Annotated in this window: 19 protein-coding genes; 8 read left to right on the top strand and 11 right to left on the bottom strand. The window is 34.7% G+C overall.

Translation table 11 applies throughout. From position 1 onward, the window contains the following. Positions 1–246: 246 nt before the first annotated feature. Positions 247–1,878, bottom strand: coding sequence for an apiosidase-like domain-containing protein (locus A8L32_RS12490; protein ID WP_075590689.1), 1,632 nt, complete (start codon positions 1,876–1,878; stop codon positions 247–249). A gap of 433 nt (positions 1,879–2,311) precedes the next feature. On the opposite strand from A8L32_RS12490, the gene A8L32_RS12485 reads away from it, so the two are divergent. Then, entirely contained in the window at positions 2,312–3,481 is a 1,170-nt protein-coding gene (locus A8L32_RS12485) for a cation:proton antiporter (RefSeq protein ID WP_075590688.1), read from the top strand. 10 nt (positions 3,482–3,491) lie between these two features. On the opposite strand, the gene A8L32_RS12480 is transcribed toward A8L32_RS12485, so the two are convergent. Continuing rightward, positions 3,492–5,717: an amino acid permease gene (locus tag A8L32_RS12480; protein WP_075590687.1), complete on the bottom strand. Its 2,226-nt coding sequence runs from the start codon at positions 5,715–5,717 to the stop codon at positions 3,492–3,494. A gap of 147 nt (positions 5,718–5,864) precedes the next feature. Beyond that, entirely contained in the window at positions 5,865–6,146 is a 282-nt protein-coding gene (gene ppnP / locus A8L32_RS12475; RefSeq protein WP_075590686.1) for a pyrimidine/purine nucleoside phosphorylase, read from the bottom strand. Between the two features lie 477 nt (positions 6,147–6,623). Here ppnP and A8L32_RS12470 point away from each other — a divergent pair, with 477 nt between their 5' ends. Next, positions 6,624–7,829, top strand: a complete 1,206-nt coding sequence (locus A8L32_RS12470; RefSeq protein WP_198931772.1) for an aminotransferase-like domain-containing protein — start codon at positions 6,624–6,626, stop codon at positions 7,827–7,829. Positions 7,830–7,914: 85 nt separating this feature from the next. Here A8L32_RS12470 and A8L32_RS12465 read toward each other — a convergent pair whose 3' ends face one another. From A8L32_RS12465 to A8L32_RS12450, 4 genes are all read right to left on the bottom strand, one after another. Next, positions 7,915–9,480, bottom strand: a complete 1,566-nt coding sequence (locus A8L32_RS12465) for a TAXI family TRAP transporter solute-binding subunit (protein ID WP_075590684.1) — start codon at positions 9,478–9,480, stop codon at positions 7,915–7,917. Between the two features lie 223 nt (positions 9,481–9,703). Continuing rightward, the gene (locus tag A8L32_RS12460) at positions 9,704–10,429 is read right to left on the bottom strand and encodes an SIMPL domain-containing protein (RefSeq protein ID WP_075590683.1); all 726 of its coding nucleotides are present in this window, start codon (positions 10,427–10,429) and stop codon (positions 9,704–9,706) included. Between the two features lie 62 nt (positions 10,430–10,491). Next, positions 10,492–12,810: a TonB family protein gene (locus A8L32_RS12455; RefSeq protein ID WP_143525090.1), complete on the bottom strand. Its 2,319-nt coding sequence runs from the start codon at positions 12,808–12,810 to the stop codon at positions 10,492–10,494. A gap of 222 nt (positions 12,811–13,032) precedes the next feature. Further along, complete coding sequence (locus A8L32_RS12450; RefSeq protein ID WP_075590682.1) at positions 13,033–14,274, bottom strand: sensor histidine kinase; 1,242 nt, start codon at positions 14,272–14,274, stop codon at positions 13,033–13,035. 496 nt (positions 14,275–14,770) lie between these two features. On the opposite strand from A8L32_RS12450, the gene A8L32_RS12445 reads away from it, so the two are divergent. From A8L32_RS12445 to A8L32_RS12420, 6 genes are all read left to right on the top strand, one after another. Further along, positions 14,771–15,352, top strand: coding sequence for a TetR/AcrR family transcriptional regulator (locus A8L32_RS12445; RefSeq protein WP_075590681.1), 582 nt, complete (start codon positions 14,771–14,773; stop codon positions 15,350–15,352). Positions 15,353–15,375: 23 nt separating this feature from the next. Continuing rightward, positions 15,376–16,140, top strand: coding sequence for an outer membrane lipoprotein-sorting protein (locus A8L32_RS12440; protein ID WP_075590680.1), 765 nt, complete (start codon positions 15,376–15,378; stop codon positions 16,138–16,140). Positions 16,141–16,161: 21 nt separating this feature from the next. Continuing rightward, positions 16,162–17,385 carry an ABC transporter permease gene (locus tag A8L32_RS12435; RefSeq protein ID WP_075590679.1) on the top strand — a complete coding sequence of 408 codons (1,224 nt, stop codon included), beginning with the start codon at positions 16,162–16,164 and terminating at the stop codon, positions 17,383–17,385. A gap of 31 nt (positions 17,386–17,416) precedes the next feature. Next, positions 17,417–18,637 (top strand): ABC transporter permease, encoded by a 1,221-nt coding sequence (locus A8L32_RS12430; RefSeq protein ID WP_083631308.1) that lies wholly within the window; start codon positions 17,417–17,419, stop codon positions 18,635–18,637. A gap of 85 nt (positions 18,638–18,722) precedes the next feature. After that, positions 18,723–19,409, top strand: coding sequence for an ABC transporter ATP-binding protein (locus A8L32_RS12425; protein WP_075590677.1), 687 nt, complete (start codon positions 18,723–18,725; stop codon positions 19,407–19,409). Beyond that, on the top strand, positions 19,393–20,658 hold the full coding sequence (locus tag A8L32_RS12420) for a DUF1302 domain-containing protein (protein ID WP_143525089.1): 1,266 nt from the start codon (positions 19,393–19,395) through the stop codon (positions 20,656–20,658). The genes A8L32_RS12425 and A8L32_RS12420 overlap by 17 nt, the downstream gene beginning before the upstream one ends. A gap of 78 nt (positions 20,659–20,736) precedes the next feature. On the opposite strand, the gene A8L32_RS12415 is transcribed toward A8L32_RS12420, so the two are convergent. The 4 genes from A8L32_RS12415 to A8L32_RS23720 form a co-directional block, all read right to left on the bottom strand. Beyond that, a complete protein-coding gene (locus tag A8L32_RS12415) occupies positions 20,737–21,306 on the bottom strand; it encodes a porin family protein (protein WP_075590675.1) in 570 nt (189 codons plus the stop codon). A 121-nt stretch (positions 21,307–21,427) separates the two neighbouring features. Next, positions 21,428–22,696, bottom strand: a complete 1,269-nt coding sequence (locus A8L32_RS12410) for a DEAD/DEAH box helicase (protein ID WP_075590674.1) — start codon at positions 22,694–22,696, stop codon at positions 21,428–21,430. A 312-nt stretch (positions 22,697–23,008) separates the two neighbouring features. Further along, positions 23,009–23,743, bottom strand: coding sequence for a DUF429 domain-containing protein (locus A8L32_RS12405; RefSeq protein WP_075590673.1), 735 nt, complete (start codon positions 23,741–23,743; stop codon positions 23,009–23,011). 8 nt (positions 23,744–23,751) lie between these two features. Further along, complete coding sequence (locus A8L32_RS23720) at positions 23,752–24,504, bottom strand: class I SAM-dependent methyltransferase (RefSeq protein WP_233145484.1); 753 nt, start codon at positions 24,502–24,504, stop codon at positions 23,752–23,754. Between the last annotated feature and the right edge of the window lie 133 nt (positions 24,505–24,637).

Raw genomic sequence — 24,637 nt, 5'->3', positions numbered from 1 at the left:
GACACGATACAAGACTTTCAGAACATTAAAATAAATCATTTAGGACGCCTATTGGTATTCAAAAAAAGTTTAACAGATCTTCAAACTCAGTGTAGCATCCAATTGAACTCGTATCTTAAATCATTAAAAGTCATGTAAATCAAGCTCTCCTTCTTTTCAAAGAGGAGTACCGCGAAGAATGAGTGGGGAGGTGGTTTTTTAATGCTAAATGCAATTACCCTGATCTATGACCATTGTCCGATACACCTACTTCTTCTTCAGATTTTTAATAATCATAATGGCATCCGCTTCATTGCGCCACGGGCGCCAATCCCAAAAGCCATATTTATGTGGAAATTCCAGTTTTTTCTCTTCTGTGTATTCTCCGGTAATGGTATTAAACCACTGTTGGGTAGCATTTGCCCAATCAAACTCTTTATCTAAATGTCTTTTAATATCATCTGAGTGTACTTCTTTAGGCATATACTGAAGTAGAATTCCATCTTCGTAGTTGGTTAGGTTATAAGAACGTACGTTGTACTTAGTAACCGGAACAAACTTATCGTATGCAACCTTATCGAACAACTCGCGCATATATTTAAAGTACTCAAAGTGTGGTTTCTTAAACTCTGCACTTTGCTCAAACGGATTATATATTAAAGCCGTCCATGCAGCACCTTGCCAATAATAAGTGGTATAGGTTCCGGCAAATAAACACAAGTAATTTCTACGTAGGCAAGCCTCGGCATTTGAGTAACCACCAGGAAAAACATCGTAAGGTGATTCTTCATAACCTCCATGTTCAATATTAAATACAGGTTTATCTTGATACCTTTTGTATGCATTTAACATTTGCGTATGAATAGATAATTTCCAATCCTGGATAGATACAAAATCAACCACATCCATATTATTTTTGCAAAAGCCATGATCATGAACAGAAACCAAACGATTATAAGCATCCAGTTTGCGGGTATCAATACATCTGTTACGAATATGCTCCCCAATATTATCGAACTTTTCCAAGGCAATTTTCGAGACTGCTTCTTTAGATACATCCCACATAATATTAGGAAATGCCTGATAACGTTTAACCACGTATTCAAAATACATATCGTCGGCCGCAGAACCTGGCTCGGGCCAATTAACTAGTTTATTCCATACATAAATCATTAAATGACTTACTATGTCCTTATCGTGCATTTCGGATATTACTTTATCAAAGTGTTTAAAAAAGTCAACGTTTAAAGCACTATAATCAGGCTTGGCATTAGAGCCTAAAAACGGAAAAATATCTTCTCTACCGCCAAAGTTATGTTCTGGGTGTTCTGCCAATAGCTTATCCTGTACCCAGTTGGTATCCACATCGTAGGCATACACATTCATCACCACTTGGTTAAAACCATTTTCGCCTATCAGCGATAATAAATGCTCCGTTTTAGAAATTTCATCTTGTCCGTAATCCAGAGCAAACAACCAATCGCACTCAAAAGCCAAGTTAAAATAATGCGAACCGTCTTCGTAATAAAAACGATTGGGTTGTTCTTCGTTTAAAACAATACCGCCATGTCGACCTTCTTTCTTGTTTTCTGTAATAACAAACTTCCCTTTCTTTCCATTTAATTCTTTTATCTCCGACTCTATTACAAATGACTTTTCACCTACAGTAGAACTAGAAAAACGAAACACCCATTCTTTATCACCATTAAAAAACATAGGTATTTTTTGTGTACCATCCTCACCTGTAACAATAGCATAGACTTCTTTATTAAAAGGGTCTTTAATATTCTTCTTGATTTTATACACCAAGTCGTTTACTTCCCATTGAACTACACTGATGGTTTTTCCTGTTTGTGGAGCATCCAAAACCTTTATTTTACCATAACTTAATGGTGCCATAAAAAGGCATATTAACAATATTATTACATGTTGATTTTTCATTTTTTTACGGACTAACTATTATTACTATAAAACTAATTCATGCCATACAATATTCTGTATACAAAATACATTACAATATGTAGGATATTCTATCTTTTTCAAAGAATAAGCATATCTATTTCAATAGAATACTCTATTCAAGTTCTATACAGTTATTTTATCACCCTTGTATAATATTAAACACCCCCTATGCTAGTCACAAGGCATTCATCCTTAAATAAACCCTTTAGGTTTCTCCTGATACAACAGAAAAACTGATGCTAATAGATATTTCACATTCACACCATCTAGCTATTTCTTTATTCCTGAAAAAATAGCACTTATTTTATTCAGCTTTTATGTTATAATTATTTTATATTGGCTAAGTAGTACAACAGTTTAAACATTACATATGCATTTAACTTCAGTTCATGTAGATCCCATAGTTTCTGAGTTTGTCATATTATCGGCAATCATTATAGTAGCGGGTTTTGTTTTGAGGTTATTTAATCAACCATCAATTGTAACCTATATTATTGTGGGCGTAGTGGTTGGCCCCTTAGGCTTAGGATTAATCAACGACGAAATACTCATTACCAACTTAGGCTCCTTAGGTTTGGTTTTGCTACTGTTTTTTATTGGTATGGAAATACACCTGCCCGACCTAATTGCCAATTGGCGGATTTCTGTAATAGGAACTTTGATTCAGGTATGTATTAGTATAGTGTTTATTTGGTTACTAGGGTATTATTTTAATTGGAAGATTAACCAAGTAGTGATGTTTGGTTTTGTAACCAGCATTAGTAGTACCGCAGTAATAATTAAGCTATTGCAAGATAGAGATGAACTAAACACCAAAGCTGGGCAAAATGTATTAGGAATATTACTGGCCCAAGATGTACTGATAGTACCCATGTTAATAATATTAGGATACTTAGGAGGAGAAACTCCAAGCAGCTCTGAGGTTATTAAACAGATTATAGGCGGAATTATTATTGTGGGTATTATAGCCTATATCATTAAAAACAAAGAAATTAAACTTCCCTTTAGGGTGAAGATTTACAAAGACCACGAAACGCAGGTTTTTGTAGCCTTTACACTCTGTTTTGGTTTTTCCGTGCTCACGGCTTACCTTGAGTTATCAGCTGCACTGGGTGCCTTTGTGGCAGGAATCATCATTTCCTCTACCAGATCTACTAAATGGGTACACGATAGTCTATCCGCCTTTAAAGTGATGTTTGTGGCCTTGTTCTTTGTATCCGTAGGCATGCTGATAAACCTGAATTTTATTAAAGAAAACCTACTCACCATAGGAACCTTAGTTGTTTTCGTTTTCCTTATCAATAGTTTTATCAATTATATTGTGATGCGTATTTTTAAGGTGGACAAAAAAACCAGCCTGTATGCCGCCGCATTACTTTCGCAGGTTGGCGAATTCAGCTTTATACTGGGTTCCATAGGTTATAAAGCAGGTATTATAGAAGATTATGCTTACCAGATTATTATTAGCACCATCGCTTTAACTTTACTACTTAGTCCTAGCTGGATTAGTATGATAAGAAAAGCAATAAAGGTGGAATAACAATTACTGCTTACTCAATATTCTTTTCGCTATTGGCGTTGACAAATAAAATATCTCCCATTTCGTTGTAACCATCAAAAATAGAAGCTCCAGCATGTTTTATTTGCTCTTCTCTAAAACCTATAATAGTTAAACCAGCATTAACAGAATGCTCCAGTACCAATGTTTTAATCGAGGCTTTTTCTTTTAAGGGTAATATTTCAATATTAGATAATGTGATAGGTAATCTACCTTCCTGAACCAGTTCTTTTAGCTTCTGTTTGGTAGATGCAATCTCGTTTTCATCACACACACTAAATATTTTTACATAGCCTTTTTTCCAATCGGGATGTGCTTGAAGAATAAAGCCTAAAAGAATCATTAAGTTAGCATTGGTCACATCAATATGCCTAATCCAAATATGAATACCATTCTTAAAAAAAGTATTTTTATTGGCATCTGCAAAAACACAAACATCATAATTTCCTGCCTGGGTAAGACTAATATTATCTAGTACATCATTAATAGCCTCGGGCTCACTTCTACGGTATTCGAAGATAATCATATTGTTCTCCATACCACTAATACTAGGCGATTGAATAGCCTGAGCAATGGCGGTAGTATACGAAGGAGAAATCATGCTATCTACATACAAGCTGCTTTCTTCATCGTGATGCTCTTCAATCATATCACGAACTATTTTTTCAGCTTCTAACCTATTGGCTTTGGAATAATATCCCTTGATAAAATGAAAATACGTTCCAAACCCATGCTTGTACGAAATCCATTTCATCAAACTAAATATTTTTTGATGATTAAAAGAATTGGCTGAAATACAAATAGCTGAAGGACGCCATTGCTCCTCATCAGGATGTTTAGTTCGGTTCTTTTGAAGGTATAATTGCACGCGCCTGCTTAGCTGAAACAAGGCACCCACAAATATTTTCTGCAATCCACCTCTATCCTTATGTAAATAATTCAGATAAATATATATAACAGTGATTAAAGCATACGCCAATACGGTGTAAATTGCATTAATTTTAAACATCACCCATATGGAAAGAATGAATCCCACCAAAGAGATTAACCAATGTGATTTAAACTGAGGACGATACGATGGAGAAGCTCCAAAATGATTCAAGAAAGATATCAAACATAAAGAGCCATAGGTAATCATAAAAAACATGGAGATGATTTGCGCCACAAAATTCACCTCACCCAGTAACACAAAAAACATAGCAATGATCAGAGTAATAAAAGTAGCATTATAGGGCTCTTTATTATCTCCTTTTCCTTTTGCTAACCAAAGGTTTACTTTTCTACCTGGCAGACTTTTATCAATAGCCAATGCTTGCAGGGTTCTGGGAGCAACCAAAACAGACCCAATGGCCGAAGAAACTGTAGAAGCACCTAATCCTAGCGGAATAATAATACTACCCCAAATAGCAATATTAGCCATAGATAATTGACTAGCAGTCATTTCTTCTGGAGAGGATGAAATGGAGAATTTATATACGATAAACACATAAATAATCATTCCTGCTAGCGTTCCCCATAAGGTACCACGTGGAATTGACTTTTTAGCATCCCTTAAATCGCCACTTAAACCAACACCCGCAGTCATACCCGTAAAGGCAGGGAAACAAATAGCAAACCAAACAAAGAACTGACCTCTATTGGAAAATATGAAATTACGACTGTAATCCACCTCTTCTATACTGCTAGGCTGCCCTGCAAAAAACATAGCCAGCGAAACAAATAAAATAGCCACTACAATATATAAGGTCTTTACTCCCATAGCAGACCCCTTCTTTAAAATAATGACAGCTAAAAGCAACAGGGTTGGTACACTAATGGCTTGACGAGGAAGTACAACATCGAACGATTGTAACAACCAATTAAACAGCGGTTCAAAGGCTTCGGTAAAAGCTATTACATAAAATGCTACACTAATGGTTTGAGAAAAATATAAAGCCAATCCAATGGTTGCCCCAATATTTAATCCAAACGAACGGGAAATAATAAAATACTCTCCACCTCCCTCTACACGCTTGTTAGTAGCTATTTCGGAAATAGCCATAGCTGTAGGAATGGTTATTAGGTGCCCCAAAACAATGATACCTATAGCACCCCAAAACCCCAAGGTACCAACTGCCATTCCAAACCTTAAAAAAAGGATGGCTCCAAGAATTGTAGATATGGCGGTAAAAAAAACGGGGGCTGTCCCAAAGCCTGCTTTATTATTATTTGTTCCCATAAGTATCTTAATAAGGATATGTTTGCTTTAAAACAAATGTAAATAATTAAAAAGTAATTATTGTAACGAAAACCAGCTCTTAACAATGTATAACAAAAAAGGCCAACCCGTAATAGGCTGACCATTTTGTATCTGAATATGATATCCCTATTCGTATTTACACAAGTAGCTCACTGGTTCTGATACTTTTACCTTAAAAGAAACACCTTTTTCTACTTTAAAGGTTTCTCCTTGTGAATATAGCTTCCATTCCGTTGTTTCAGGAAGTAAAACCTCCATTTCTCCATGCGTAATAGTCATATATTCAACTGTTGCAGTCCCAAACTCAAACTCACCCGGAGCAATAACACCAGCTGTTGCTTTTCCTTTACTATTATCTACCGCGATAGACTTTACTTGCCCATCAAAATACTCGTTTACTTGTAACATGTTAATTTTTATTAGTGTAATATATTGGTGCTGCAAATATATTACAGTTCTTAGTTTTTAGATACTAGTCATTAGGTTTATTTACAAGATGTGCGTTATTAAACTCAATAGATTTCTGATTCTAATAATAATCCTAAAAGCAGAATTACAACTCATTGAACCTCGTTAATTGGAACTTACGAACAAATTTATATATTTGTATCGATAATGAAAACAAGAAAAACATACACAAGAGTCATTCTGGAGGTCGTTAAAAAACATAACTGACTTTCGGTATTGTCGTGTATAAAATATATTCACCCTATCGAATTTTCGGTAGGGTTTTTTTATGGATTTTAAATTACAAAATAACATTCTTCAACTAGTCGTGGTGGTCGGTAATCGAACTCCATAGGCACCGTATATCTTATTTTTTAACCTTAAGCCCTGTGGAATCTTCTTTTCACAGGGCTTTTTTTATTTACACAAACTTTCACCATGATGAATCAGACAGAAAACATGATCCAAGCCGCCTTTAGTCAACGCATTAATCAAGTACCTAGGTCCTTTATACGCGACATATTAAGCGTTACGAACAAACCTGAAATTATTTCGTTTGCAGGTGGACTGCCCAATAAAGACTTTTTTCCTATTGAGGAGATTAAAGCATGCACGCAGAAAGTACTTGAACAAGAAGGACACCAAGCCTTGCAGTATAGCACCACCGAGGGACTGCCTGCTTTGCGAGAGCAAATCTGTGCCAACTACAAAAAGCAAGGATTAAAGGTATCTCCTAATCAAGTATTAATTACAACAGGTTCGCAACAAGCTTTAGATTTGATAGGAAAGGTATTTATCGATAAAGGAGATCGGGTATTAATAGAAGAACCAGCCTATTTGGGTGCCATTCAAGCTATGTCGATGTATGAGCCAGAATTTTACCCAGTTCCTTTAACTAACCAAGGCTTAAACCCTTTTTTACTAGAAGAAACACTAATTCAGAAAAACATTAAACTGGCATATTTAGTACCTAACTTCCAGAATCCATCTGGCATTAGCTATACGGAACAAAGAAGAGCTGAAGTGGCCGAACTTATTACCAAACACAATGTCTTAATTATAGAAGATGATCCATATGGCTCTATCCGTTTTGGCGAAAAAGCACATCATAGCTTATATTATTACGCACCGGAGCACACCTTTATGTTAGGTACTTTTTCTAAAACGGTGGCTCCAGGTTTCAGAATTGGCTGGATAGTAGCACCTAATCAACATTACTATGAAAAGCTTGTTACTGCCAAACAAGCAGCCGACTTACATTCCGATATCTTTTCGCAGCGTATCATCAGTTCTTTTTTATCTGAATACGAACTTGAAAATCATATCAAGAAAATTATCAAAGCCTATAAAAGTCAATCAGAAGTGATGATACAAGCCATGGAAGAACATTTTCCTTCTGAGGCTAGCTTCACCAAACCTCAAGGAGGCATGTTTTGCTGGGTAAACATGCCCTCTCATTTCTCGGCCATGAAACTATTCCATGAAGCCATCAAACAAAACGTTGCTTTTGTACCTGGCGTGCCTTTTTATATTGGCAAACAAGATTCCAATACTTTTCGCTTAAACTTTTCGTGTTCAACTCCCGAAGAGATTCAAGAAGGAATAAGGAGGCTTTCTGAAGCCATAAAAAACAATTTTACATAAAACTTGTAAGCTAAGGACTCACCATTATATTTTTCAAAGGTGAGTCCATATTTAAATGTAGACTCAGTTAAAAACTCTAACTAAACTATTCTATCCATTTAATAATTCTTTGATATAACCCCATGTTAGGAACCCCATAATCCAATAGTTTTTGCATGGCAGGTCTTAATTCTTGTTTAAATTTTTCTTCTGGAATTAACAATACAAACTTCTCTAGTACATGATTAAACTCTTCTTTTAGAGCATTTGACTGTTCTATCAAACTCCTAAAACCAGTATCATTTAACCTGCTACGTTCATAGTATTTTTTAATATCCAGATTTACTTCATCCACCTTAAATATAGCCTTAACCGTTTCGTTTACTTTCACATAACTATCATCAAACTGTATAATATCCTCCTTTTTTAGTGCGGAAGGCTGATTCATTAGAAATGCATTATCCAGTTCTATTAAACGTTTAGTTAAGGTTGATTTATAGTATGACGAGATTAAATTAAAAATGAAAAAATACACTAAAAAAGTGCTGACTGCCACACTAGATATAAACAACAACAGGTTTTTTAGTTTACTCATTTTTTCTTCCGTATGGGCTATTCTGTAGTTTTCGTAAAATGGAATTTCGTCTAACTGAAAATTTTTAGCTAACTGAGCTTCTGGAATGGATGATTTGTGTTCATCTAATATTTTTAACACCTCCAGGGCTGTTGAATTATCAACATCTTTAGAAGCTATTAAGGTGGCATAGGATCCATAAGTACTTATGTTTTTTCCTTGGTCTTCATACAACCCATTAAAATCGCATTGCACTATATCCAGGTTCGAACTTTTAATAACATCATTTATAAATATAGGTGATATACTCATTAGTTTAATATTCGGATCCTTAAGAGCCCTAGTTATGCTATTTAGGGGAGCTCCTGCAGTGAAAAAATCAAGATGTATTTTTCCATCCTTTAATAATTCAAGCCTTTCTTCGAAGTTACGCGTATCTTTTTCTGCCTCATAAAAATCTAACGTGATGTCTATTTCTTGACCTCCTTTCTTTATATTTTTAATATATTTAAGCATATGCTCTGCAACGAAATAAGCGCTACTTCCCACTGGAGGCCTATGTATTTTTGCCTTATTCAAAAACTTAAGTAACATAGTATTTGAATCATAACTACCTATAGTTATTACCTTCTTCTTATCAGCCTCATTTTTTAACAATGAACAATTATATAAAATATGAACTCTTTCAAGATAGAGTGGACTAATTACGTTCACAAAATCATAATTTTCTATTATATTTTTTGCATCATCTATTTGTACTATGCCAATGGACTTAGTTTTACGTAATACAGAACGAAGATTATCGGGACTGCCTTCGGTTGTTACATTGCTTACCCTAACATTGTACCTTCTTAGTTTAGATTTATTTTGGAGTAATTGTCCAATTTTTATGTAAAATCCTCCATTTGTTCCTGAGTAAAAATTTAAGCGTTCGGAAGATTGCCAGTTTATTGTAAAAACATTTTTACCATTAGGTATATAGTTGATTAAATATGTATAACCAACAATTCCAGAAAAAAGCGCCAAAATAAACAGAATATATTTTAAACTAAACATTTTTTTCAAACGAGGCACGTTAAAACTTTCAATCAAATTCATAAGGTTATTATTAAGTTCATATTAAAAGACCCTAATATCCTATATTCTCACTCCAATGTCAATACTAAATTTTTAATTTGTAAAATATAACTCCCTAAAAAGCTAGATCTATCATTCTAAATATATGATTTTTTGACATATATTTTTTATATCCTACTTTACCTATTAAGGTTTTTATAAAGAGACTTTCAGTATATCATACTCAACACCCTATTAACTATATCTACCTATCAATGCTCCACTTTATATTTACGGTTTGAACAACAGAAATAGCCTGTGGATTAAACTTCAAATCGCCATTGTTATAATACGAGTCTTTGATGGGTGGAGTATCACATTCCATTTCTTCCATTAAATCAAATGAATGTGGAAATATATAGTTTTTACTATAATTAATTTGATGAATCTGCACCAGATCAATATCTGCGGCTTCAGCTATTACAATCGCTTTTTGCTTTGCATCTTTAATAGCTCCTTTAATAGCCAAATCTCGTAATTTTTCCTTTTGAGTCTCAGATAATATAAATCTAAAATTATAATTTACTTCAACAGAATAGTTTTGAAAACTCTTTAGTAATTGGTTGGCAAATTCGGGTGTATACTCTTCCTCAATTACCATGGATAAATTTGCACTATATCCATTCTTTTTCCGCTTATTATTTTCCCAATTATAATCTTCAGAAACATTAAAAGAGTTTGTTTTAACCGCTTTCTCTGAAATACCATTTGCGATAAAAACTGCCTTTAGTTTTTTTCGTGTTTCAACCGCCTTCTCAAAACAGATATTGTACTTCATATCCTTTTCAGTGATATGCAGGTTCACTTGAATATCTTCAGGCACTTCTTTAGTTTTAAATTCTCCTTCGACTGAAACCAAACGAATATCCTCTTTCTTTTGCGACAATATGATGGTTGGCAGAATTAGTAAAATAATCAATATATTTTTCATCTCTATATAATTTAAATAAAACAATAGTCATTAAACAAACCTTCTTCTCTGTTCTGTCTATCCTACTCTAACTTAAAATTTATGGGCACAGTATAACTCATAGGCACACTTCTACCTCTTTGCTTGCCTGGTTTCCATTTGGGCATTGATTTTACTATCCTGATAGCTTCTGCGTCAACTGAAGGACAAATACCTCTAACTACTTTCACATCCTTTATACTTCCATCTACATCCACCGTAAATGTTACATAAACCCTTCCTTGAATACCACTTTCTGCTGCAATTGGTGGATATTTTAAATTAGATGCTATAAATTGCTTTAAGGCTTCCACACCTCCTGGAAATTCTGCATTAGTCTCAATTAGGAAAAATGGAATCGTTTCAGCTTCTTTCTCATCCTCCTCTAAGTTAAATTCGATAATTACATCTTCTTCAGATTCACAATCAAACTCCAACTCTTCACAAAGTTCTATATCATCTTCTACAATACTCAATTTTCGAGTTATAGGATATGGGTTAACACCTTTAGGAGATGTTACAGGTTGTCTAATGGTTCCGATCGTTCCGCTTACATTAGAAACATGATTATCAATAGCCAAGAAAGATGTATATTCTGTAAGCAGATTATACTTTTTACTTAAAGCAACAATTTCTTCTTTTTCGGTCTTTTGATAACTCAAGTTATTATAATCGGAAAGTAATCGTATTTTCTCTCTGGCCCATAAATATTTTAAGGCTTTACCATGTTGTTTGCTTTTTGCATTTATATTTATAGTTTGTAAATATTCCTTTTGTCCATTAATGCCTTTAATAGTCAACTTACCATTTGCCTCACCTTTATATTTGCCCGCAATTACCAATGGTCGGTTAGCAAATAAATCAGGGATTTGAGTAGGTAAAACATCATAAACCTCAAATCCTTCAAATTTGTATTGAATATTAGTTAATACAGGATTAGAAACATATTTAACAAAGCGATTAGCTACTTGATTTGCTACGGCTATATTCTCTGCTACAAAGGCTTCTCCATACCCAACATGAGCCATACCTTCAATAATGTGTCTATTTACACTTGACCCAATTCCAAACGAAAAGAAATTGGCTATCCCCAAATTACTACGGATATAATCAAAAGTTTGCGCTTCTACAGTAACATAACCATCCGTAAGAATAATAAAAGAGCGTGCATAATTAGGATTGTTATTGAGTTTCATTGCATTTTTTAATGCTGATAACAACTCTGTTCCTCCACTACCATCAATATTATTCATATACTCAATAGCACTTTGAATATTGTGCGAATTAGCAGGCAAAGATTCTGATGAATAAAGCTCTGATCCTCCAGCAAAAAACACAATATTAAACAAATCGCTTGGCTCTAGCTGTTCCAAAACTTTACGCATTATATTCTTAGATATATCCAACGGAAAACCAGACATAGAACCGGAAACATCTACAATAAAAACATACTCCCGAGCAGGAATTAAATCTGTTTTTACTTGCTCAGGAGCTTGCATCATAGCTAAAAAATAGTTTTCACCAGACGGATCTTGATAAGTAAGTACTCCCGATTCTATGTAATTACCTGCTAGTCCATATCTTAAAATAAAATCTCTATTTCCACCGTAAGAATCAATCAACTTAAGTTGAGCTTTGCTTTTATCGGAATACTGAATATTATTTTTGTGAGTAACACATTGCATATGTTGAATTGGCATTCCTGTATTTAAAGAAACTTCAATATCAATAGTTGGTGCTTGTGAAGTTCCTTCCTTGAGATATGGATTAACTACCCACTCCTCCTCAGATGATCCAGAAGAATATCTTGGACCAACGACTGTTGGGTAAACAAACTCATAGACTTTTTCTGTTGGAACTAACAATTCGGTGTAATACAAATCAACTTCCACCCTAGCACCTGGCGTTATATTGGCCACATTCATTTTAAAAACATTGGGTCTTTCTTCTTCCAGTAAGGAAGCCGTTTTACCTTTCTTTTTAGCGGAATTGTATTTTTTTCGAGCCAAACCTTTCTCCTCAATAACAGCTCGTATTACTCTGTCATCCACTTTCATTACCATATCGTAAACTGCGGCTTTTGTAGAAGCAGGAAAAACGTAAATAGCCTCGATGGTCTGTTCACCTGTATTTGCATATACTTGTTTTACATGAACGTCAGCTATAACACCAGAAATATCCACACTTACATTGGTAGATTTTAAAGGAAATTGTTCCTTATCGCCATTTTCAGAAACAACGATAAAATAAGGGGACTTGTTTTTATCCTGATTGTTTCTTTGTGCCAGTAAGCAAGTACAAACAGAAACAACAATTAGTGAGAATAAGGTACGTAACCTCAGATTAGTTTTATGTGTTTTCATCAGTAAAGTATTTAAACGGTTTCAACTGATGAAATAAAACCAAGTCTTGTGCCAACACTCAAAACTTAAAATTGCACTAGCAACTTAGCCAAACACATCATCTTAGTTTTAAGCTATATAACTAGATTGAATTTTCTTTACGAATGATAAAATACTGTTTCATACTTTTAAAGAACAAGCGCCCAAATGGGCGATATCGCATATCAAGAAGAAGTATATATACTAATTAAAAGAAGGTTTGATTATATGATCAAAAACTATTTGAACCGATGTTCCTCTACCTAATTCAGAATCAATACGAAGTTTCCAATCATGTTTTCTAGAAATTAGTTTAACCAAACTAACGCCAATTCCTAGTCCATTACTTTTGTGAAGAAGCAACTTATGGTTAATATCAAAATCATAGTAGGATCTCATTTCATGATTAGACATACCAACTCCAAAGTCTACTACTTCAATTAATAATGCATGATGAAATTTCATTTTTATAATCACCTCAGAACTTGAATATTTTAAGGCGTTCTTGATCAACTCAATAATAGCAATTTTAAATATTTCAATATCCAATTCAATGGTTGTTGAATTATGCTTACAATCATCATCTAACTTAAGCTCAATAGACCTATATTTAAATAAACTTTCTAATTGATTTGCAACTCCTTGTAAACAAGAGTAGACTTGCTCCAAAGAGTAACTCTTCTTCTTTAGAATGACAGAATTAGACTCAAAATCAGCCAACAACAAAAGGTTATCCAGCTTATTGGTAAGCTCGTTTGAATTTTCCCATATCGCTGAACTCAACTCTTGTGTATCTGGGTTGGAGTTTAGCATGCGTAAACCAGCATCCATCAGTCCAACAATTCCGTTTAAAGGAGTTCGTATTTCGTGACTTAAATTATTTATAATAGATGTAGTAAATTTTTCTTTAACTGTACCACCCGTTATATTATAATTATATAAATCTAAAATTTCTTTCATCCGTCTTGAAAACAAAGGCACAGTTTGCTCAAGCTCCGAAAATTTTATCTTATCTAATCCTCTTGGAAAAATAAAAACGCTACCTATTAAAACATTTTCATGATTTAAACCTATGGTATAAATATTATCTAGCCTAAATATATTTTCAATGGTTTTACAAACCCATTGTGGAAAAACACCTTCACTAAATTCAAAAAGACTCCCTTTAAAACTTTCTAAATGATTGGTGTGATAGAAATTTTCACGTCCATGTTTAGTATTCTTAAAACGTTTACCAATTGGATTTAAGCCAAACGTTTTAATAGATTTTACTAATAATGATTGAGACAGGCCAATAATATCATAAACAAAAGCTTCGTCTCTTTTTTCGTCTAATTGAATGAGAATACAAATAGAACTTTCAAGTATTGATTGTAGATATTCTGATAACAAATCATAAACCTCGTTGATGCTATGGGCCTGCTGCATTTTTATGTCTAGGTTCATCGAATACTTTTTTGCAAAATACTAATATTTTATAGTTGTACAATTATTTTTATGTTAATATTCGTAATGCATTCTATGCAACGACTTACTTTCTATATAATTAACAAATATTATTCATTATTAATTGAGTACTTTAATTACTTAATTATAATTCAATTATTCATAGATGATAATAATTAATACGTGTTGCTATCAAAATAGTTACTAAAGAAGCTAAATACGGTATAAGTTAATTACCACACATACATAGAACATCTATATATACTATTATATATCTAACACTTAAAACGTATAATTTAATAAATTATTTTACCTAATATTCTAACCTACACTCCTCAGCATCACAAATATATATATTAACATAACATATCTAATACGTATGCTTTTTACAGTAAAAATAACACGAATGTACATGATCAAAATTTATCGCAAGAAACTGTTGCTTTTTAAAAATACATTTAATATTTTTGACTGAACGTTTAGTCATTTTAAAATTATGTCACCGAGAAACGATAGTCAGAACGAGAAAATTAGGCAAGAGCGTAAATTACAAATAATGAATGTAGCACTTGAGGTAATTGCAGAAAAAGGTTTTTCAAATGCCTCTATTGCTACCATTGCCAAAACAGCAGGAATTTCAAAAGGGCTTATGTATAATTACTTTGCCAGCAAAGAAGAGCTGATATCAAGCATTATGCTACATGGCTTTAATCAGTTGACAACGGACTTTGACCCAGATAAAAATGGACAGCTGAACGAAAGTGAACTTCATTTATTTATTGATAGCTCCTTTAACCAATTAGAAAGTAACATTCCGTTTTGGCGAATGTATTTTATGGTACTACTACAACCCGAAGTTTTTAATATCATTGGTGAAGAATTTGAAAAAACAGTAGAACCTTTTATGGCCACTGCCATGACCTATTTTACCAATAACGGTTATGAAGACCCTGTGGCAGAGGTTCGCTTTTTTGCAGCCATGATGGATGGTGTAGGACTGCACTTTATTCTTGACCCTGAAAACTTCCCCTTAGAAGCTGTTAAAAAGAAGATACATCGCATATTTATTAATAAATAATATCAACATAAATTACCACAGCTATGCTTACAAGAAAAACAATATTGAATTTAGTTTTTGTATCTATGTTAAGCTTAATAACACTAAACATTGGTGCACAAACTGCTGCTGAAATAGTACAAAAAGCCAACGACAAAAGATTGGGAGAAAAATCAAGTATCTCAGAAATGTCGATGATTATTAAGCGGCCTACATACGAACGCAGCCTATCTTTTAAAAGCTGGACCAAAGGTACCAAGTATTCCATCACATTGGTAACCGGCCCAGCACGCGAAAAAGGGCAGGCATTCTTAAAACGCGATAGAGAAATGTGGAATTGGAATCCTAAAATTTCGCGTATGATAAAATTGCCACCTTCCATGATGTCGCAAGGTTGGATGGGCTCGGACTACACCAACGATGATGCCATGAACCAGGCTTCCATTGTAAAAGATTATACCCACAAAATGCTTGGGGAAGAAACTGTTGAAAATTTAGAATGTTACAAAATAGAGTCTATTCCTTTTGAAGAGGCTTCCGTAGCATGGGGCAAAGTTATTTTATGGATTTCGAAAGAAGAAAGTCTTTTGCTAAAACAAGAATATTACGATGAAGACGATTTTCTGATTAAAACAGAATTAGGGCATAATATAAAAACCTTAAGCGGAAGAGTATTGCCTACTCAGTTTGAAATTATACCTGCTGACAAACCAGACCAAAGAACCATTGTAAATATCGAAAGTATAGAATTCAACCCTGATATTGAGGATAATTTCTTCTCTCAACAAAACATTAAAAAAATCCGATAAAAACCTGAATACAATAATATTATGGCAGCTACAGAGCTTAAGTTAGCATGGCGAAATATATGGCGCAATAGGCGTAGAACGTTTATTACCGTTGCATCCATCTTTTTTGGCGTAATACTATGTACATTAATGAGTTCGATGCAAAATGGCACCTACTCTAAAATGATAGATAATGTGGTGAGTTTTTACTCTGGTTATGTGCAAATTCACCATCCTAATTATTGGGAAAGTAAATCCATTGACGACCTAATTATCCCCGATGATTCGTTGATAAATAAGGTAAAAGAAAGCGAGCATATTGAATTGATAGTTCCTAGAATTGAGTCCTTTGCCTTAATGTCGTACGGAGAGAATACGAAAGGAGGAATGCTCATTGGCATAAAGCCTGAGGAAGAAAACGAACTGACCGGACTAAAAAAATGGGTTAGTAAAGGAAGGTATTTAAACACCAAGGATGACGGCATACTAATAGCCGTAAACCTGGCGCGCAACTTAAATGTTGAGGTAGGCGATACGGTGGCGCTCATTAGTCAAGGCCACCACGGCTATAGTGCTAGTGGACTTTTCCCCGTTGCAGGAATTTTAGAATTCCCATTTCCTGCGTTAAACAATTTTGGCACTTATATCACGCTAGAGCAAGCTCAGCTCTTTTTCTCTGCTCCAGATATGGCAACCAGTCTAGTTTTAACCGTGGATGATTATGACAAAGTTTATCCCGCCAAGGATAATTTAGTAGATAAATTAGGTGAAAAATATTCTATTATGACCTGGGACGAAATGGACCCTGTTACCAAACAAATGATAGAAGGCGACAAAGGCCAAGGCATTATTATGAAAGGGATATTGTACATACTCATTGGCTTTGGTGTGTTTTCTACTGTTATTATGATGATAGCAGAACGAAGAAAAGAATTGGGCGTTATGGTGGCTATTGGCATGAATAAGCTCAAACTTGCCCGAGTACTATTTTATGAAACTGTTCTGATTGGCATTACAGGTATTGTTACTGGATTTTTAGTCAGCCTACCCTTGGTCATTTGGCTAGTTCATAAACCTATTCCACTAGGAGGCGAGGTAGCATCTGTTTACGAAGAATTTGGTATGGAACCTGCCATTTATTTTGGTGCTGACTCCATGGTTTTTGGTGGACAAATTTTAGTGGTCATTGGAATTACCATACTGGTCTCCATCTACCCTATCACTAAAATAATGCGCCTAAAAGTTACAAAATCACTTAGGTCTTAAAATCAACATTGGATACTTTAAAAATATAAAAATGATACTATCTGTTTCGTGGCGAAATGTTTGGAGAAGTAAAACCAGAAGTTTGGTGATACTTTTTGCCATAGCCCTAGGTATATTTACAGGTGTTTTCAACTATTCCTTTTATAACGGAATGGCCTTGCAAAGAATTGATTCTGCCATTTCAACCGAAGCTTCTCACATTCAGCTTCACCGTAAAGGATACCTTGAAAACCCTGAAGAAAAAGCATTTATTAAAGATGCAGAACAAATAGCATTGGCCATTGAATCGGAAGATTCGGTAAAAGCCACTTGCTATCGATTTATAGTGCAAGGAATGATTCAATCGCCCACCACTTCAACAGGTGTAAAAGTACTGGGTGTTAATCCTGAAAAGGAACAAAATATAACTAACCTGCACGACAAGATAATTGACGGAGCTTATTTCGAGGGTATTTCACGTAACCCCGTGGTCATTGGAAAAAAGCTGGCTGAAAAACTGAAATTAAAAGTTCGTTCAAAGCTGGTTATTTCTTTTGCCGATGCTTCGGGATATATTTCAGGCGCTTCGTTTCGTATTGCAGGCATTTACGAAACATCTAATAATGTATACGACAACTCCACTGTTTTTGTACGAACCGAGGACTTAAATCAGTTATATGGAGCAGATATAAAAGCAGGACATGAGGTAGCCGTTCTATTAAGTCACTCCGATTATGTGCCAATTAAGCAGCATGAACTTAAAGCCCAATACGTAGATTTAGATGTGAAAGAATGGCGAGAACTTCTTCCCCAGGTTTCAATGCTTGAATCAAGCTTAGACATCTCTATGTACATATTTATGATTATTATTTTATTGGCGCTCATATTCGGCATTATTAACACCATGCTTATGGCTGTATTAGAACGCACAAAAGAGTTAGGAATGTTGATGTCCATTGGCATGAATAAAGCCAAGGTATTTAAAATGATTATGGTAGAAACCGTTTTTTTATCGCTCATAGGCGGATTAGTAGGTATTGCTATGGGTATTGCTGTTACCCTTATTTTTGCTAATTCTGGCATTGATATCTCCAGCGTATCCGAAGGTTTTGGAGCCATGGGTTACGATTCTATCATTTACCCTGTATTATTAGTTAAAAACGTAGTTGACGTGGTAGTCATGGTATTTATTACAGGAATTTTGGCTGCTATTTATCCTGCTATAAAAGCACTTAAACTAAACCCTGCCGAAGCTTTACGCATGAATATGTAAAAGAGCATAGAACAAAGCGATACGTGCGAAAAGCTGAGAGCCTAAATACAAGGACTTAAAAGTATAATCAATAAAAAGTATTGACATGAATGTAATTGAAACAAATAATTTAACAAAAACATATAACGATTCTGAGGTAGAGGTACATGCGGTTCAAGGAATTGATTTAAAAATAGAAGAAGGAGAGTTTACCGCTATTGTAGGACCTTCGGGCTGTGGAAAAACTACTTTTTTAAACATGGTTGGTGGACTAGACCAACCGACATCTGGAACTGTAAGAGTGGGCGACACTTACGTCAACGAATTAAAATCATCCGAATTAATCGATTTTAGATTACACAACATTGGCTTTGTTTTTCAGGCCTATAATTTAATTCCTGTGCTCACTGCACGAGAAAATGTAGAGTTTATTATGCAGTTGCAAGGCAAGGATAAAAAGGAACGCGAACAACGAGCCAGTAATTTATTAACCGAAGTCGGTTTGGGCGATCGCATTAACAGCCGTCCATCACGTTTATCCGGAGGACAGCAACAAAGAGTTGCTGTAGCCAGAGCTCTAGCGTCAAAACCTAAGTTTGTTTTAGCCGATGAGCCAACAGCTAATCTAGACTCAAAATCGACAGAAACGTTATTGGATATGATGGAAAAACTCAATAAGGAAGAAAACATCACTTTTATCTTTAGTACACACGATATGCGCGTGGTAAATAAAGCACGTAGAGTAATTAAACTTGAGGATGGTAAAATTATTAGTGATGAACGTAAATCATAAATCATCAATAAGCTTCATAAAAATGAAGTATGCTGTAGTCTTAGCTACTATAATGCTTGTTATGCCGTTGCTAACATCTGCGCAAAGCAACGATAAATTCGAGTTAAACGGATATATCACCAACATGCAATATGTTTCCATATCCGAAATGCCCGATATTATTCCCGAGGAATTTAAAGACTTGTTAGAAGATGACAATAACTTATATAATACCAATATCAATTTCCAAAACAGGTTAAATATGTATTGGTATGCCAACGACAAATGGACTTTTTCTGCGCAGATGCGAAATAGGCTAATCATTGGCGACCAAATCCGATTAGATTTTAATCAGCAAATTGAAAAAAGCTATGAGAACAATGGTAACTACTTTAATCCTGCATGGAATGTGGCAGTGGGAAATAGTTATATCTTAAACCTAGCTTTCGATAGGCTTTACGCCGATTATTCCAGTGGTAACTTGGATGTTACAGTGGGTAAACAACGTATTAACTGGGGAAAGACTTTTGCCTTTAATCCTAATGATATGTTTAACACCTATTCGTATTTTGATTTTGATTACGAAGAAAGACCTGGTACAGATGCCGTGCGCATGATGTATTATACTGGAGCTTCAACATCAGTGGAGTTTGCAGCCAATATAGATAGCGCCGCTCAGGTAACAGCAGCTTTAAAATGGAATATAAATGTAAATAATTACGATGTGCAACTCATTGGAGGTATGTTGCAAGAAAGTGACCTTGCCTTAGGTATTGGATGGTCGGGTTATGTGAAAAATGCTAGTTGGCGCGGTGAATTATCTTGGTATCAACCTTTTGAAAACTTTGCAGACACCACTGGAGTAGTCATGCTTTCAACTGGTTTAGATTTTAATATTGGTAGCAAATGGAATCTTCAAACCGAAATGATGTTCGCTCATTTATCCGAAGATAAAAAAGTGAGCATGTTAAATGCATATTCTTCCCCTAGTTCAGTAAAAGACCTAGCCATTTCTCCATTTCAAATATTAGGAAGTGGTATGTTCCAAGCCAGTCCATTATCTACTTTCTCTTTGGCTTGCATCTGGTATCCGCATCAAGACATTAAGGGTATTTTCGTAAGTCCCTCGTGGTCGTATAGTATTTCTGATAATTTTAATGCTTCGTTCTATTGGCAATTATTCAATGGTAAGTTCCCTAATGAAATTACACAGGAGGTAAAACAACAAACGGTTAATTCAGGTTTTGTAAGATTTAAATATAGTTTTTAATTCTACTCATGTTCGATACTAAAAAAGGCCGATTCTCTTTCGAAAATCGGCCTTTCATATTTTTGGTGGGCACAATTATTATAATCCTATCAACTTAAACCCTAAAGTAAAAGTTAATACATCCGTTCTTCCATCAATATCTACCTTAGCAATATTCTTTACTCCCCACTCATAGCGAACGTCAGCAGTTAATCTCCAAAACTCAACACCTCCTCCAGCTTGCACTGTCCAATTGGTATTCTCTAAATTATCAAAATCTGACTTAGTAATAAATGATGCTACTGGTCCCCCAATACCATAAATTTTCGCTACTTTAAGATCTAGTACATCTAAACGAGCTAATAAAGGAATATCCCATGTTTGCAAATTACCATCAGTAGATATACCTTCCTCAGTTATTTCTGTATTCTTTTTGGCATAATAAAGCTCAGGTTGTACATAAAACTTCTCTGTTAATCTAATTTTAGCAAAACCTCCAAATAAAAATCCACCTTTAGCTTCATTCTTAATATCGGAACCAGAAGGAATGCTCGATAAGTTTATTTTAGTACTGTTGAATCCAGTTTTCAATCCAATGGCTACTCTATCCTGAGCACTAGATGCAAATGTTACCCCAACAAATGCCAAAACAAATAATAACTTTTTCATAATAATAGGTTTTTAATAATCTTCTTTATTCAATATGTTCTGTTAATAATGACAATCTATATTAAATATACACTTATAAATTATTTTCCCAGAAACATCTTTCATCAAACTTTATTACCTGTTAATTCTTTTTTGAAGAATTGTTGTCTCTCTTCTGATTGTCCTTTTTAACAGGCACTCGTCTTTTGCTATTTCGGTTAGAAGAGTTATTACGTTTGAAATTCTTTTTTGCAGGCTTCTTCTCTTCTACTGGAGCTTCCCCTGGCTCAAACTCTTCTATTATATTTAACGGAATTGTTTGTTTTAATAAACGTTCTATTCCTTTTAAATAATCCATTTCATCATGGCTAACCAGTGAAATAGCTTCTCCGTTGGCTCCTGCCCTGCCCGTACGACCAATACGGTGCACATAATCCTCGGGAACATTAGGAAGCTCAAAATTAACAACGTGTGGCAACAAAGGAATATCTAAACCACGCGCTGCTACATCAGTAGCCACAAGCGCTTTTACTTTTCCTTTTTTAAATGAATCCAAGGCTTTTACTCGTGCATTCTGGCTTTTATCACCATGTATTTCTACCGCATCAATGCCTCGCTTATTCAACTTTTTACTCAGTCTACTGGCACCACTTTTAGTACGTGTAAAAATAAGTACTTGCTTCCAGTCTCCTTCTGTAGCTAACTTTACCAACAAAGCTGTTTTATCCGTTTTGGCCACATGGTAAGCTTTTTGAATAATCTTTTCAACTGTTGTATTTTCCGGTGCTGCTTCTACCGTTACTGGATTTCTTAAAAACTTCCCAGCTAGCTTTTTAATTTCCTTCGAAAAGGTAGCCGAAAACAACAAGTTCTGACGACGAGAAGGCATTAACTGAAGTATTTTATTTACATCGCGAGCAAACCCCATATCCAACATACGGTCAGCCTCATCTAACACAAATATTTCAATTTTTGCTAACGAGATAATTTTCTGATTATGTAAGTCTAACAAACGGCCTGGTGTAGCTACCAATACATCTACGCCAAAGCGTAATTTACTAATTTGAGGTTTGATGTTTACCCCACCAAAAACCACCGTCGACTTAAGGTTTATAAATTCACTGTACTCCCGTACGTTTTCATAAACTTGTGCGGCTAGCTCACGTGTAGGTGTTAAAACCAAGGCTCTGATTGGCCTTTTACGCATGGGCGGACTTTGTGATAATATTTGTAACATAGGCAAGGTAAAACCAGCCGTTTTACCCGTTCCTGTTTGTGCTGATGCCAACACATCTTTCCCTTCTAAAACACTCGGAATAGCCTTTGCCTGAATGACAGACGGTTCCGTATATTTTTTCTTTGCCACTGCTTTTAATAAAGCAGGCATTAATCCTAATGATTTAAATGTCATATGTATAATTTTGTATCTGCTAGATTGACTAGCTATATTTTTTGTCTTTAATAAGAAGGCGACAAAAACAAGGCTTTCGATTAATTGAAACGTGAGAGATTACTGTAGTAACAAGTAGTTTCAATAAATGATAATAACGCAGTATTTGGTAATTTCTATAAAGACCATTTTAAGATATTACTTGAATAAATCGAAGTATCTATTCTAAAAATGCGCACAAATATACGCTAACATTTCCATTAATGACTTATGAATGACAAAAACAATTGGAGATAGCAACTCAAAAGTCATATTATATCAGATATTTCATACTTAAAACACAGACTTCATAGTACCTATAACCACCTGCATAACAATACTGTCTTTGTTTCTTTGTTCTGTGGTAGGAAATTTAACGTAATTGCCTTTAGCAATTTCTTTTGCATTAATGCTTAATACAATGCTATCCAGTATATCATCATCTGCTACATCCTTTTTTAAGAATTGGCTCCTAACAGATTCAAATAGTTTTTTAATATGAGGAAAGTTTCTTTCTAGAAGTTGCAAACGTTCTTCTTTTCCCTCTTGCGTTTTCTTTTTATAATTGAGTGATTGTCCTTTGAGATATTTAAAACAAAGTTCGGGATGACCTTCAAACATATTTTGCTTCAATTCAGGATATTTTCTTAGAAGCTTATCCAACTCTTTTATTTTTGGAACTATATTCCAAGATTGAATAGAGAGTCCTTTACCAAGAATTTCTTTATTCACCCGGTTTGCTTTAGGATAATCGTGAGCGTATACTGCCTGATGACAGGGAACATTAAATACAGACGAACTAAATGGGCTACCTAGCTCCTTACGTAACGAAACGTCACAATCTCTTTGCTCCGTATTTTCATGAACCAAGCCCATTGGCATATCTATAGAAACCACTTTAGATGTTTGTAGTATCTTAATCGCACTTTCTAATGAAGTATAAAGCTGAACATAAAGTTTCAAGTCAACATCTAAAGTGCTTAACAACCAACCTCCTCTACATCCATCAATTCCTGTATACGCTGCCATTTTAACCACTAGATTTTACGGGCAATATAAAATCCATAAGAATAATATTCCTTGTATTTCTGATACAACTCTATTTCGTCCCTATTTTCGTTTACAACTTGCTCTGCGAGCTTATTATTAGGATGGCGCCCAAGAAAAGCCGCCATCTCTTTTTGCAAAGGCTGGTAATAGTTATCTAACCAACAATACGCTGGTAAAGTAAAGAAACCAACAGGGCTATAACCACTTCCCTCTAACACCTTTACTTTGTTAGAAATTGTATCAATTTCAGGATATGCTTCTTTCCAAAACTTTTCTAATTCCACTGGTCGTTTATGAGTAGTCCAGGATAATTCCGAAATGGCAATGTATCCATCTTTCTTTAAAAAATTAGACCAATATTGAATGCCCTTTTCAAATCCCATGATATAAATAGCTCCTTCCGACCATATTACATCTAAACTTTCCTTTTCAAAAGGCATATCATCCATGGATGCACAAAGCGTAGTTATTCGATCGGACAGATTTAAATTTTCCGCTTTTATTTTTAGTTTATCTAAAAACTGAGGGAAAATATCAACTGCTGTTATGTGCGCTTTGGTATTTTGAGCAAGGTCAATGGTTTGAGCTCCTGAGCCACATCCTATATCTGCTATTCGAATATTCTGATTGGTATCTACATTTAGCAGCTCTAAAGCCTGCAAGGTTTCTTTAGTTCCACCTGGACCTTGACGGTCTTGTTGTAAATTTAAATCAACTAATAATTCTAATTCATTCATCATCAACCTGATTATATTTCTTACCTAAAATTAACCTTCTATACTGGTTTCTACAATTAATTTTAAAAATACTAGGGTTTCTCACAGCTAAAAATGCCAACATAAAAAACGCAGATAATCAATGAAGACTATCTGC

This window comes from Labilibacter marinus, from assembly GCF_001659685.2.
GTDB lineage: Bacteria > Bacteroidota > Bacteroidia > Bacteroidales > Marinilabiliaceae > Saccharicrinis > Saccharicrinis marinus.
This window is presented reverse-complemented; position numbering and strand designations above follow the sequence as displayed.